The 13,209-nt window shown below is 58.9% G+C and carries 12 protein-coding genes; 6 read left to right on the top strand and 6 right to left on the bottom strand.

Annotated features, from left to right (window positions below):
* A partial coding sequence (locus BN1127_RS22685; RefSeq protein WP_231557447.1) for a hypothetical protein occupies nt 1-232 on the top strand: 232 nt, incomplete at its 5' end.
* A 168-nt stretch (nt 233-400) separates the two neighbouring features.
* Here the strand turns inward: BN1127_RS22685 and yihA are convergent.
* On the bottom strand, nt 401-1,057 hold the full coding sequence (gene yihA, locus BN1127_RS06385; RefSeq protein WP_042648889.1) for a ribosome biogenesis GTP-binding protein YihA/YsxC: 657 nt from the start codon (nt 1,055-1,057) through the stop codon (nt 401-403).
* Between the two features lie 143 nt (nt 1,058-1,200).
* Here yihA and BN1127_RS06380 point away from each other — a divergent pair, with 143 nt between their 5' ends.
* From BN1127_RS06380 to hemN, 4 genes are all read left to right on the top strand, one after another.
* Nucleotides 1,201-1,818 (top strand): c-type cytochrome, encoded by a 618-nt coding sequence (locus BN1127_RS06380; protein ID WP_041206664.1) that lies wholly within the window; start codon nt 1,201-1,203, stop codon nt 1,816-1,818.
* A 795-nt stretch (nt 1,819-2,613) separates the two neighbouring features.
* Nucleotides 2,614-3,189, top strand: coding sequence for a Der GTPase-activating protein YihI (yihI, locus tag BN1127_RS06375; RefSeq protein ID WP_042648888.1), 576 nt, complete (start codon nt 2,614-2,616; stop codon nt 3,187-3,189).
* 11 nt (nt 3,190-3,200) lie between these two features.
* Nucleotides 3,201-3,641 (top strand): DUF2489 domain-containing protein, encoded by a 441-nt coding sequence (locus tag BN1127_RS06370; RefSeq protein WP_042648887.1) that lies wholly within the window; start codon nt 3,201-3,203, stop codon nt 3,639-3,641.
* 31 nt (nt 3,642-3,672) lie between these two features.
* Nucleotides 3,673-5,046 carry an oxygen-independent coproporphyrinogen III oxidase gene (gene hemN, locus BN1127_RS06365; RefSeq protein WP_042648886.1) on the top strand — a complete coding sequence of 458 codons (1,374 nt, stop codon included), beginning with the start codon at nt 3,673-3,675 and terminating at the stop codon, nt 5,044-5,046.
* 69 nt (nt 5,047-5,115) lie between these two features.
* Here hemN and add read toward each other — a convergent pair whose 3' ends face one another.
* The 5 genes from add to glnA form a co-directional block, all read right to left on the bottom strand.
* Entirely contained in the window at nt 5,116-6,117 is a 1,002-nt protein-coding gene (gene add, locus BN1127_RS06360) for an adenosine deaminase (RefSeq protein ID WP_042648885.1), read from the bottom strand.
* 142 nt (nt 6,118-6,259) lie between these two features.
* Nucleotides 6,260-7,678, bottom strand: coding sequence for a nitrogen regulation protein NR(I) (glnG, locus tag BN1127_RS06355; RefSeq protein ID WP_042648884.1), 1,419 nt, complete (start codon nt 7,676-7,678; stop codon nt 6,260-6,262).
* Between the two features lie 9 nt (nt 7,679-7,687).
* Nucleotides 7,688-8,743, bottom strand: a complete 1,056-nt coding sequence (gene glnL, locus BN1127_RS06350) for a nitrogen regulation protein NR(II) (protein WP_042648883.1) — start codon at nt 8,741-8,743, stop codon at nt 7,688-7,690.
* A gap of 86 nt (nt 8,744-8,829) precedes the next feature.
* Entirely contained in the window at nt 8,830-9,405 is a 576-nt protein-coding gene (locus BN1127_RS06345; protein ID WP_042648882.1) for a DUF4124 domain-containing protein, read from the bottom strand.
* Nucleotides 9,406-9,602: 197 nt separating this feature from the next.
* The gene (glnA, locus tag BN1127_RS06340) at nt 9,603-11,012 is read right to left on the bottom strand and encodes a glutamate--ammonia ligase (protein WP_025325354.1); all 1,410 of its coding nucleotides are present in this window, start codon (nt 11,010-11,012) and stop codon (nt 9,603-9,605) included.
* Nucleotides 11,013-11,363: 351 nt separating this feature from the next.
* On the opposite strand from glnA, the gene typA reads away from it, so the two are divergent.
* The gene (gene typA, locus BN1127_RS06335) at nt 11,364-13,175 is read left to right on the top strand and encodes a translational GTPase TypA (protein WP_041206669.1); all 1,812 of its coding nucleotides are present in this window, start codon (nt 11,364-11,366) and stop codon (nt 13,173-13,175) included.
* Nucleotides 13,176-13,209 lie beyond the last annotated feature (34 nt).

The raw sequence follows: 13,209 nt of genomic DNA, 5'->3' as shown, positions 1-13,209 counted from the left end.
CCGATTCAAGGGCGCTTACAGAAAACCAATCGTCTTTGTTCTCGAGAACTCGCTTTTTCCCAATTTTTTGAACTCATTTCTTCAGGCCGGCCCGCGACAGCGAGACTGGCCTCATTTTTATCCCTTCCTATTCCTTTCTTGTAATAAATTTTCAGTTTTGTTGATGCTCGGTATTATTTCCGGCTTGTCTGGCGGGAAAAATGAAAACGGTGTCAAGGAGGGGGGAAGTTAATTTTCACAACAGCCTAATCTTCTATCTCTCTGATTAAAAAGACTTATAAGCTATAGGGATGGGTTGTAACAGAAGGGGACGTGGGGGCTGGCCCGGGCAGGAGAAAACTGAAAGTCTTTCAATCAGCGGAGGGCCAACTCCGCTCATTGCAGCAAGAAGAGGAGCGGTTTACTCCTCGATCTGGTGGTCTTCTTCTGTGTCGGTCTGAGTGGTTTCGGCATTGGATAGATACCAGCCGCTCAGAGTCTGGGCCAACTTCTCGACACCTATGTTGTTGAGGGAGGAGAAGGCTTCAACCTGGATCTGCGGACCCAGTTCGGCTACTGCCTGGCGCACCTTTATCACCTGATTGTTGCGGGGACCCGGGCTCAGTTTGTCTGCCTTGGTCAGCAGCAGCATCACCGGCAACTCGCGGTGTGAGCTCCATTCCAGCATGTTCATGTCGGTCTCTTTGAGCGGATGGCGAATGTCCATCAGGATCACCAGACCTTTCAAGGATTCGCGGCGCTGCAGGTATTCAGCCAGTGACTTCTGCCACTTGAGCTTCATTTCCAGCGGAACCTGCGCATAACCGTAGCCCGGCAAGTCGACCAGGCGCTTGCCCGGCTCCAGTTCAAACAGGTTGATCAGCTGGGTACGACCCGGTGTCTTACTGGTCCGTGCCAGGTTCTTGTGTTTGGTCAAGGTATTCAATGCAGATGATTTACCGGCGTTGGAACGCCCGGCAAACGCAATCTCGACACCCCCATCATTTGGCAGGTGACGGATGTCGGGTGCGCTGGTCACAAAATGCACCTTATTGAAATTCAGAGTTTGTGTATCCAACGTAAATTCCCCATAGAGATAGAGGGTTATAGAGTTACTTTTTTGTGAAATCGTGTAAAATGGCGTCGCTTAAACGCGTTTATTTTAACATGCCTTCAGCGGCATGGGATCTGGAAGTCTAATAACGAGAAAGTTGGAACGCCATGAAGAACCTAGTCATTACACTTGCTCTGATGGTTGGCGTAACTGGGATGGCACAAGCCAAGGGCGATGCCGCTGCGGGACAAACCAAGGCTGCCGTCTGTGCGGCCTGTCATGGACCGGACGGCAACAGCCCAGTCGACATGTATCCCAAGATTGCTGGTCAGCACGCATCATATATCAAAAAACAATTAGTTGAACTGAAGGCTGCAGCTTCTGGCCAAACTGGTCGGGTTGCTCCCATCATGGGACCCATGGCGTTGCCTCTGTCCGATCAGGACATGGACGACCTGGCCGCCTACTTCTCCAGCCAGAAGGTGACTCCGGTTGCCGTGCCCGATGACGTGGTTGCCGCAGGCAAGGCGCTCTATATGGGAGGCGACATGGAACGTGGTCTGGCCGCTTGTACCGCCTGCCATGGTCCACGCGGTTCCGGCGTCGAGCAGGCCAAGTATCCCAGCTTGTCCGGGCAGCACCCTGCGTATATCAAGGCGCAGCTCACTGCCTTCCGTGCGGCAGCCCGTGACAATGACCCCAATGGCATGATGCGGGATGTGGCCAAGAAGCTGACGGATCAGGACATCGAGGCGCTCTCCAAATACGTGGCGGGTCTGCACTGATAGGGTCCTGAATCTATCTTGTTGAAAAGAACAGGGAACTATCAAGGTTCCCTGTTCTTTTTTGGGGCTTCCGGCGCCATGTCTGCAAATGCCCTGCATTGTTGTAAGAGATCCCCCATTTCCGAGTCCGGTCGGGGCTGAAACAGTGTTAAGCCTTCGATACAGAAGCTATAACTTTCAATACGTTAAAAATGAGATGGCCACTTATCTTCGTTTGAAAGAATGCCGAGTGGATTGAGCCCTACTGCGAAATTGTTACAGTGAACTTAATGGAATAGCCGGGCGAGCTGTTGGCGTTCGGGTGGACAGGGAGTCGGCTCAGCAGGCAAGTGATGAGCAGGAAAGTCAAAGACCAGGATGGTGACCGCCAGGGATGAGCGGGGCTGCGGGAGGCAACCACCCCAGAAATATGACCGGATGTTGTCAGCATGGGTTAGACAAGCACACGCACATTCAGGATCGAGCAACAAGGGTCAGGAAGACCCAACGACATGATGCGCAGAGGTACGCCAAGGGATAAAGCGATTTGCAGCCAGGGAATGGGACTCGCATGACAGGATCAAGGCAGCTTAGGCTGCCTTTTTTCTGTTGAGTCATTAACCCGCCAAGGCATTCTGTGTCAAAATACCAGCAACATGCCCAGAGGATGCCGATCCTGCGGTGTTCAGCGACCCAATATGGTCGAATTGGTGCGGGATCCCACTCTTGTTCCAGATTTACTGTTCCCCGCTTCAGCATCCTCCCCGGACGAAACAATCCCGGGGGTTTCAATCCAGTTATTTGTCGGAGTCATTCATGTCGGCCAAACAACCCACCCGCAAGCCTACCGGCAAGCGCAAAGAATCAGATGCCAGTGCCCTGGAAGGCCGTGAGCGCAAACGCGCCGCCAAGCGCAAGGGCTTGAAGGCGGGCTCCCGTCAGCAGGTCGAGCAGGGCAACAAGGGCGGCAATGGCAAGCAGGCCAAGGATCCGCGTATCGGCTCCCGCAAGCCGGTTGTGCTGATCGTGGAAGAGAAGCAGAGCAAGCCGGTGGCGCCCAAGCCGCAAAAAGAGAAGAAGTTGGTGATGACACCCGAGCAGGAGCTGGCCTCCATCGAGAATGATGATCGCCTGAACGATCTGCTGGATCGACTGGATGCCGGTGAAACCCTGGAAGCGGCCGAGCAGGCCTGGGTCGATCAGCGTGTCGATCGCTATCAGGAGCTGATGGACGAGCTCGGCATCATAGACACCGACGAAGATGACGACGGTGATTTTGATGACGTCGAGTATGAAGAGCCGAGACAGCCGGCCTCCGAGGAGGAGCTGTGGGAGCGCTTCAGCCAGGTTGACTATCAGCCTGAACCCAAGCCCGAGCCGAAGAAGAAGTGATGAGTGGATGGATGCTGGCCGCCCTGCTGGGGGGCCTTGTCTTGCTGGGGCTGGCTGTCTATGCCGGTACCCTGCTGGCGCGTCTCAAGCGTCAGCACGACATGCAGCTGCAAGCCATTACGGCCCGCAACGAGCGCATCCTCGACAGCGTCAGGGTGATCGCCCATGCGGTACGGGATGGTCAGTGCGACTACTCGGAGGGGGCCATCCGGCTGACCAACCTGCTGGATGCCTTGCAGATCAAGGGAGGGCGAGCCTTCGCCAGTGAATTCCCCGGTCTCTATGGCCTCTACGAGAAGGTGAAGGAGATGCCGACTCACGAGGCGAGGCGAGCCCTCAAGCGCAACGAAGTGATGAAGATGGATCTCGAGCGCAGCGGCTACGAGGCCGAGCTGGAGGCGCAGATCCTCAAGGATGTCGCCCGACTGAAGGACTTTCAGCTAAGCCGGTGAGCCCTGGATAACAAAGAAAGAGGAAGCAAGCGTGCAAGCAGAACAGATTGTGTGGGATCAGGCCCTGATTGAGAAATATAACTACAGTGGCCCGCGTTACACCTCCTATCCTACCGCACTGGAGTTCAACGAGGGCTTCGGTTATCCGGACTTCGTCCAGGCCGCGGGCCAGTATCCGGCGCGCAATCTGTCGCTCTACGTGCACATCCCCTTTTGCCACAAGCTGTGCTACTACTGCGGCTGCAACAAGGTGATCACCCGTCACCAGCACAAGGCCGATCAATACCTCGATTACCTCGAGCAGGAGATCAAGGCACAGGCACCCCTGTTCAAGGACCGGCTGGTGACTCAGCTGCACTGGGGTGGCGGTACCCCCACCTACCTGAACGAGGTGCAGACTCGTCGCCTGATGGCCATCTTGCGGGAGCACTTCCAGTTTGCGGACGCAGGGGAGATCAGCATCGAGGTCGACCCTCGCGAGATCGAACTCTCCATGCTGGATGTGCTGCGGGAGCTCGGTTTCAATCGCATCAGCCTCGGCGTGCAGGATTTCAACAAGGCAGTCCAGGTCGCGGTCAACCGGGAGCAGGACAACGACTTCATCCGCGCCATGTTGGAGCGCGCCCGATCATTGGGGTTCCGCTCCACCAATCTCGACCTCATCTACGGCCTGCCGCACCAGAACCGGGAGAGCTTCCATCACACTCTGGAGGAAGTACTCAAAACGGATCCGGCCCGCCTCTCCATCTTCAACTATGCCCATCTGCCGAGCCGCTTCGCCGCCCAGCACAAGCTGAAGGAGGAAGACATGCCGGCCCCCCGGGAGAAGCTGGCCATGCTGCAGGACACCATCGCCTTCCTCACCGGTCAGGGTTATCAGTTCATCGGCATGGATCATTTCGCCAAGCCCGATGACGAGCTGGCGGTTGCCCAGCGTGGGGGCAAGTTGCATCGCAACTTCCAGGGCTATACCACCCAGGGGGATTGCGATCTGCTGGGGTTGGGGGTCTCTTCCATCAGCATGATGGGGGATGCCTACTCCCAGAATCAGAAGGATCTCAAGACCTATTACGCCCAGGTGGAGACGCTCGGCCATGCCCAGTGGAAGGGGTGCTCCCTCAACCGGGACGATCTGATCCGCCGCGAGGTGATCAAGCGTCTCATCTGCGACTTCTCCCTGAACTTCGCCGCCGTCGAGCAGGCCCATGGTCTGGTCTTCCGGGAGTACTTCGCCGAGGATCTCAAGCTGCTGCAGACCTTCATCGACGATGGTCTGGTGCGCCTGACAGACGACGGACTGGAGGTGGTCTCCACCGGTCAGCTGCTCATTCGCAACATCTGCATGTGCTTCGACGTCTACCTGCGCAGCAAGGCGCGTCAGCAGCAGTTCTCCCGGGTGATCTGAGCCCTCGGCCAGGTTCTCTACAATAAAAAAACCGCCTTTCGGCGGTTTTTTTATTGGGCTTGCCCCTGCTCAGCGTTGAGCCGCGCGGGCGCTCAGTTCGGCCTTCTCGCCATCGCTCAGGAAGGCCAGGGTCAGGCCGTTCTGCTGGGCGGTGCGGATCTCGCTCGCCGTCATGCCGGCGGCCGGTGCGGCCACCTCGTATTCGTGGGGCAGGTCGATGCCTTCCACTGCGGGATCGTCGGTGTTGAGGCAGGCCAGCACGCCGGCGGCCAGGAACTGGCGGATCGGGTGCTCGGTCAGGCTGGCGACCGTGGTGGTCTGGATGTTGGAGGTGAGGCAGGACTCGATGCCGATGCGGTGCTCCGCCAGATAGGCCATCAGGGCCGGATCCTGGATGGCCTTGACGCCGTGGCCGATGCGCTCGGCGCCAAGATCGCGAATGGCCTGCCACATGCTTTCGGGGCCGGCCGCTTCACCGGCGTGCACCGTCACTCGCATGCCCGCATCCCGCACCTTGCGAAAATGTTCGGTGAAGAGTGTGCCCGGGAAGCCCAGCTCGTCACCGGCCAGATCGATGGCGACCAGCTTGTCGCGGTGGGCCAGACAGGCGGCCAGCTCCTGATTGCACTGTTCGGTGCCGAAGGTGCGGCTCATGATGCCGATCAGGTTGGTCTTGATGCCGAAGTCGCGGCTGCCGGCGGCCACGCCATCTATGATGGCTTCCACCACCCCCTGCGGGTGCAGCTTGTGGGCCATCGCCATGTAGGCGGGGCTGAAGCGCAGCTCGGCATAGTCGATACCGGCACGCAGCAGATCTTCCACATTCTCGTAGGCGACCCGGCGGCAGGCATCGTAATCAGCCAGCACGGCCACGCCCCAGTCCAGCTTCTTCAGGAAGGCCACCAGACTCGGCTCGTTCTCGACGATCTGCACGTGGGGGCGCAGCGCCTCCAGCTCATCGGCTGGCAACTGGATGTTGTGCAGGCGACCCAGCTCGAGAATGGTCTGCGGACGGATGTTGCCATCCAGATGGCGGTGCAGGTCGGTCAGGGGGAGGGATCTGTCAATCATGGTGGCGCCTTCTGCGAGTCGGGTTGGAAAGCCTGCCATTCTAGGCGGGGATCTTGAAAAAGATACCCCGTTTGCGGGCAAACGGGATGTGATTGGTCAGGCTTTCCCTCAAGGCGTGATGGGAATCGTTTTTCCCGAGGACTCAGGGGATATCGAGTTCCTTGAGCTTGCGGGTCAGGGTATTGCGACCCCAGCCGAGCAGGCGGGCGGCCTCCTGCTTGTGGCCATGGGTGTGCTCCAGCGCCGTCTCCAGCATGATCCGCTCGAATTGGGGCATGGCATCGGCCAGGATGTCGGTCTCCCCCAGCGCCAGCTTGGCGCCCACCCAGTCTTGCAGTTGTTGCTGCCAGCCACCGGTCAGCGCGGGCTGGCCGGGCTCCGCCGTGCTGGTGATGGGGGTCAGCAACTCGGTGGGCAGATCGCCGACCAGCACCTCCTGGCCCGACGCCATCACGGTCAGCCAGCGGCAGACGTTCTCCAGCTGGCGCACGTTGCCCGGCCAGGGCAGGCGGCTGATGTAGGTCTGGGTATCCTGGTGCAGGCTCTTGGCCTCCACGTTCAGCTCCTTGGCGGCTCTGAGCAAGAAGTGCTGGGCCAGCTGAGGTATGTCCTCCCGTCGCTCCTTGAGGGCGGGGATATGGATGCGGATGACGTTGAGGCGGTGGAACAGATCCTCCCGAAATTCGCCGTCGGCGACCCGTTTCTCCAGATTCTGGTGGGTGGCGGCGATGATCCGCACATCTACCTGCACCGGTTGATGGCCGCCTACCCGGTAGAACTGGCCGTCCGCCAGCACCCGCAGCAGCCGGGTCTGGACGTCCAGCGGCATGTCACCTATCTCATCGAGAAACAAAGTGCCGCCGTCTGCCTGCTCGAAGCGGCCGTGACGTATGTTGTTGGCGCCGGTGAAGGCCCCCTTCTCATGGCCGAACAGTTCGGATTCGATAAGATCCTTCGGGATGGCGGCCATGTTGAGGGCGATGAAATTCTTGTGGGCGCGCGGGCTGTGCTTGTGCAGAGCATGGGCGACCAGCTCCTTGCCGGTGCCGCTCTGGCCGTTGATCAGCACCGAGATGCTGGAGCGCGACAGCCGGCCGATGGCACGAAACACCTCCTGCATGGCGGGGGCCTCACCGATGATCTCCGGGGTGGTGGTGGCTTCCTGCTGGCGCGCCTTGCGCTTGGTGCGCTGCTCTTTCAGATGATTCTCGGCGCGGCGCACCAGGGTGACCGCCTCGTCGATGTCAAACGGCTTGGGCAGGTATTCGAAGGCGCCGCGCTGGTAGGCGTTGACCGCGCTGTCCAGATCCGAGTGGGCCGTCATGATGATGATGGGCAGATCGGCTTGGCGGCGGTGGATCTGCTCCAACAGGCTGAGGCCATCTATGCCCGGCATGCGGATATCGGAGAGGATCACGTCCGGTGAGCGCATCTCCAGCGAGCTCAGCAGGGCTTCGCCATCGGCAAAGCTCTCGCATTCGAAGCCTTCGCTGCCAAGGGTACGCTCCAGGACCCACCGGATGGAGCTGTCGTCGTCGACGATCCACACTTTTGCTGTCATGAGGTTCCCTTACTTGCGAAGTGGTAGATAGATGGTGAATTCGGTGTGGCCGGGCCAGCTGATGCAGTCGATGCGTCCCTTGTGCTGATCGATCAGATTCTGGGCGATGGAGAGGCCAAGGCCGGTGCCCCCCTCCTTGCCGGTGATCATGGGATAGAAGAGGGTGTCGCGAATGGCATCGGGAATGCCGGGGCCGTTGTCGATGATCTTGATCTCGGCGGCCAGGCGATAGCGCTGACCATGGATGGTGATCTGGAAGGCGGTGCGGGTCTTGATGCGGATGAGCCCGGTCTGATCACCGAGGGCCTCGGCGGCATTGCGGACTATGTTGAGAAACGCCTGCTGCAGCTGGTCCGGCTCCATCTCGAACTCGGGAATGCTGGGGTCGTAATCCCGCTCGATGCGGATCTGGGGCGGCAGTTCCAGATCCACCAGGCGGCGCACCTGCTCCAGTACCGAATGCACATTGTGCATCTGATGGCGTCCCGGCCGCTGGGGGCCGAGCAGCCGATCGACCAGCACCCGCAGGCGGTCGGCCTGTTCGATGATGATACCGGTGTATTCGCGCAGGGCCGGGTCCGGCAGCTCCTTTTGCAGTAGCTGGGCGGCGCCGCGCAGGCCCCCGAGGGGGTTCTTGATCTCGTGGGCCAGCCCGCGCACTAGCTCCTTGGCGGCCTGCTGCTGGGCATGTTGCTGCAGTTCCTGGCTGATCTTCTTCTGCTGATCGATCTTGCGCAGCTCCACCACCATCAACCGCTGCTCGTGGTCGGCCATGGGGCTTACGCTGATCTCCACCAGCCTGGGCTCTCCCTCCACCACCAGGGTGACTTCGCTGTCGGTGAAGCCCTGCCCTGAAATGAGGCACTGTTTGAATCGTTGCAGGTCGAGGGAGATGTGCTCCAGCAGATGGGGCAGTTCGATCCCGATCAGTCGCCGTTCGCTGAGGGACAGCAGCTGTTCGGCCGCCGGGTTGACGAATTGAATGCAGAGCCGTTCATCCATCAGGATGACGGCGGTCAGCAGGTTGTCCAAGAGTGTCTTGGCGTGATCCAGGCGGGTTGGCACAGGTTTCTCCCTAAAACGGTGCTTTACACCTATTATGCACCGATATGGTGCATTGAGTTTACCCGCATCGGTGCGTCACATCACCCCTAATTGGCCTTGGGGGTGGCTTTGGGAGCCTGATTCACAGTCGTTCTATGCAGGTAAAAGGTGGCTGCTTTGGATTTAGCAAGGATCGTACCGTCTTTGGCGAGGAGTTCGAGCCGCGCCTCGTAGGCGCCACGATCCAGGTTCTCCACCCGGATGGCCAGGCTGTTGTGAACGAGGGGAACTGCCTTGTCGTTCAGCAGCAGGCGCACGTCATATTGCACCGGTGCCTGGGGATGGACCTGGGCCTGGAAGACGATGTTGCCCGTGTTGTCGCGCAGTGTGCTGCCCGGCTCGGGGGAGAGCAGCTCTATCTCCAGAGGGGCGGCTTCCAGAGCCTTCCTTGCATCGACACCGGTCAGATGGTTGAAATCATCAACCTGGACCGAATGGGGTGAGGTGCCGATGAGGGGGGAGACCCGCAGGTCTATTTCCCTGGCGTTCTTGCCGGGGGGAGGGGCGTCTGTGTAATGGGTCACCCCTTGGGGGTCTATCCAGGAATAGACTCTGGCCGCCTGGGCGGTGCAGGAGATCATCAGCAAGAGGCCCAGCGTCCATGTCGGGTGTACTTTTTTCATCCATCTCTCCTTGACGGGGTTCACCTTAATCCTATCAGAGAAAAAAATGTCGGGCCTATTGTCGGATGTGCGGTGAAGCATGGGCTCGATGAGCCGGACGACTCTGAGGCATCATGCCATGAGTCATGATATTTCAGCCCCTTAGATAAAAAACCCGCCAGATGGCGGGTTTGTCATGATGAAGCAAGGACACCGGATTAGACGGAGTAGTACAGCTCGAACTCCAGCGGGTGCGGGGTCATGCGGACACGATCCACATCATGCTGCTTCAGCTCCAGGTAGGAGTTGATGAAGTCGTCGCTGAACACGCCGCCACGGGTCAGGAACTCGCGATCAGCATCCAGTGCGGACAGGGCTTCGTCCAGGGAACCGGCAACGGTCGGCACTTCTGCGGCTTCTTCCGGCGGCAGGTCATACAAGTTCTTGTCCATGGCATCGCCCGGATGGATCTTGTTGATGATGCCGTCCAGACCGGCCATCAGCTGGGCTGCGAAGGCCAGGTACGGGTTGGCAGCCGGATCCGGGAAGCGGACTTCGATGCGGCGGGCTTTCGGGCTCGGCACCACCGGGATACGGATGGAGGCAGAGCGGTTGCGGGCAGAGTAGGCCAGCATGACCGGTGCTTCATAACCCGGTACCAGACGCTTGTAGGAGTTGGTGGTCGGGTTGGCGAAGGCGTTGATGGCCTTGGCGTGCTTGATGATGCCGCCGATGTAGTGCAGTGCCATCTCGGACAGACCGCCGTACAGGTCGCCGGCGAACAGGTTGACGCCGTTCTTGGCCAGGGACTGGTGGCAGTGCATGCCGGAGCCGTTGTCACCGAACATGGGTTTCGGCATGAAGGTGACAGTCTTGTTGTAGGCGTGGGCCACGTTGTGGATCACGTACTTCAGGACCTGCACTTCGTCGGCCTTCAGGGTAAGGGTGTTGAAGCGAGTGGCGATCTCGTTCTGACCGGCAGTGGCCACTTCGTGGTGGTGAGCCTCAACGACCTGGCCCATCTCTTCCAGCACCAGACACATGGCGGCACGGATGTCCTGGGAGGAGTCAACCGGCGCAACCGGGAAGTAACCACCCTTGACGAAGGGACGGTGACCCTTGTTGCCGTGCTCGTACTCGGTACCCGAGTTCCAGGCAGCTTCTTCGGATTCGATCTTCACGAAGCTGTGGCCCATGGTGTTGGAGAAGGTGATGTTGTCGAACATGAAGAATTCCGGCTCCGGCCCGAACAGCACGGTGTCAGCGATGCCGCTGGCTTTCAGGAAATCTTCGGCACGCTTGGCGATGGAGCGCGGATCGCGGTCATAGCCTTGCATGGTGGCAGGTTCAAGCACGTCACAGACGATGTTCAGCGTGGTCTCTTCGGTGAACGGGTCCAGTTTGGCGGAGGCCGGATCCGGCATCAGCACCATGTCAGACTCGTTGATGCCCTTCCAGCCGCCGATGGAGGAGCCATCGAACATCTTGCCGTCTTCGAAGAAGTCTTCGTCGACCTGGTGGGAGGGAATGGATACGTGCTGCTCTTTACCCTTGGTGTCGGTAAAACGCAGATCAACAAACTTGACTTCGTGTTCCTGGATCAGGGCCAAAACGTTCTGGGCTGACATGCTAAGTAACCTCCGGTGTTAAAACTCTTTGGGTGAATGCGTCATCACATTCACATAAGCCAGTATCGTGCCAAGTTTGTGACAGCTTGATTTCAGGGCATTTGCACCGTTTCAGGCTGCCGGGACACCCGCTTTCATGCTTGGTTGCGCTTCAAAGTGGTGCAACCTTGGATCGTTTTGGTGCACCATCGTGGTGCGCCAGCACGATCAGCCACCATCTAAGCAGGCTTTCAGCATGGGGTCTATGATCCTGATCCCCTGTTGTGCGCGAATGGTCTGCAATTATGCTAGGCAGATCACAAAGGCGAGAGTACAATTAGCGCCCAATTTTACCCGGTGATTGAGGCGAGAATGTTAGAGAATTTACGCAATATTGCGATTATTGCGCACGTAGACCACGGCAAAACTACCCTGGTTGATAAGCTGCTGCAGCAGTCTGGAACCCTGGACCGTACCACTGATGGTCAAGAGCGTCTGATGGATTCCAACGATCTGGAAAAGGAACGTGGTATTACCATTCTCGCCAAGAACACTGCGATCCGCTGGAATGACTACCGCATCAACATCGTCGATACCCCGGGTCACGCCGACTTCGGTGGTGAAGTCGAGCGCGTCATGTCCATGGTTGACTCCGTGCTGCTGCTGGTCGACGCCGTTGACGGTCCGATGCCGCAAACCCGTTTCGTGACCCAGAAAGCCTTCGCCCAGGGTCTGAAGCCTATCGTTGTCATCAACAAAATCGACCGTCCGGGTGCGCGTCCTGACTGGGTAATGGATCAGGTATTCGACCTGTTCGACAACCTGGGTGCCACCGATGAGCAACTGGACTTCAAGGTTGTTTACGCCTCTGCACTGAACGGTTGGGCCACCCTGGACCAGAGCGTCGAGTCCGATAACATGGAACCCCTGTTCCAGGCCATCGTTGACAACGTCGAGCAGCCGAAGGGTGACCCCGCCGGTGGCTTCCAGATGCAGATCTCCCAGCTGGACTACAACTCCTACGTCGGTGTTATCGGTATCGGCCGCATCACCCGTGGTCGCGTCAAGACCAACCAGCAGGTCACCATCGTCGGTGCCAACGGCAAGAACCGTACCGGCAAGGTTGGTCAGGTGCTGGGTTACCTGGGTCTGTCCCGTACCGAAGTGGCCGACGCGCAAGCGGGCGATATCATCGCCATCACCGGTCTGGGCGAGCTGAAGATCTCCGACACCATCTGTGACAACAATGCCGTCGAAGCCCTGCCGCCGCTCTCTGTTGACGAGCCGACCGTGAACATGACCTTCCAGGTCAACACCTCACCGTTCGCCGGTAAAGAAGGCAAGTTCGTGACCTCCCGCAACATTCTGGAGCGTCTGAACCAGGAGCTGGTCCACAACGTGGCCCTGCGCGTGGAAGAGACTGAAGATCCGGACAAGTTCCGCGTCTCCGGCCGTGGTGAATTGCACCTGTCCATCCTGATCGAAAACATGCGTCGTGAAGGTTACGAGCTGGCGGTATCCCGTCCGGAAGTTATCCTGCGCACCGTTGACGGCGTTCTGCACGAGCCGTTCGAAACCGTTACCGTGGACGTAGAAGAGATCCACCAGGGTTCCGTCATGGAGCAACTCGGCCTGCGTAAGGGCGAGATGACCAACATGACCCCGGATGGCAAGGGTCGTGTCCGTCTCGACTTCATGATCCCGAGCCGTGGCTTGATCGGTTTCCAGACCGAGTTCCTGACCATGACTTCAGGTACCGGTCTGCTGTACCACACCTTCGACCATTACGGTCCGCACAAGGGTGGCAGCATCGGTGAGCGTCAGAACGGCGTGCTGATCTCCAACGCTACCGGCAAGGCCCTGACCTTCGCCCTGTTCGGTCTGCAAGACCGTGGTCGTCTGTTCATCGGTCACGCGACCGAAGTGTACGAAGGCCAGGTGATCGGGATCCACTCCCGCTCCAACGACCTGACCGTCAACTGCCTGAAAGGCAAGCAGCTGACCAACATGCGTGCCTCCGGTACCGACGAAGCCCAGGTGCTGACTCCGCCGATCCGCATGACCCTGGAGCAGGCTCTCGAGTTCATCGACAATGATGAGCTGGTTGAGATCACGCCGAAGGCCATCCGTATCCGCAAGAAACTGCTGACCGAGATGGATCGCAAGCGCGCCGGTCGTGCTTGATTGATAGCTGTTCATCGACAGACCAAAGAGAGGC

This window comes from Aeromonas media (assembly GCF_000819985.1).
Lineage (GTDB): Bacteria > Pseudomonadota > Gammaproteobacteria > Enterobacterales > Aeromonadaceae > Aeromonas > Aeromonas media.
Note: the sequence above shows the minus strand (reverse complement) of the source record. Positions and strands in the feature narration are given on the sequence as shown.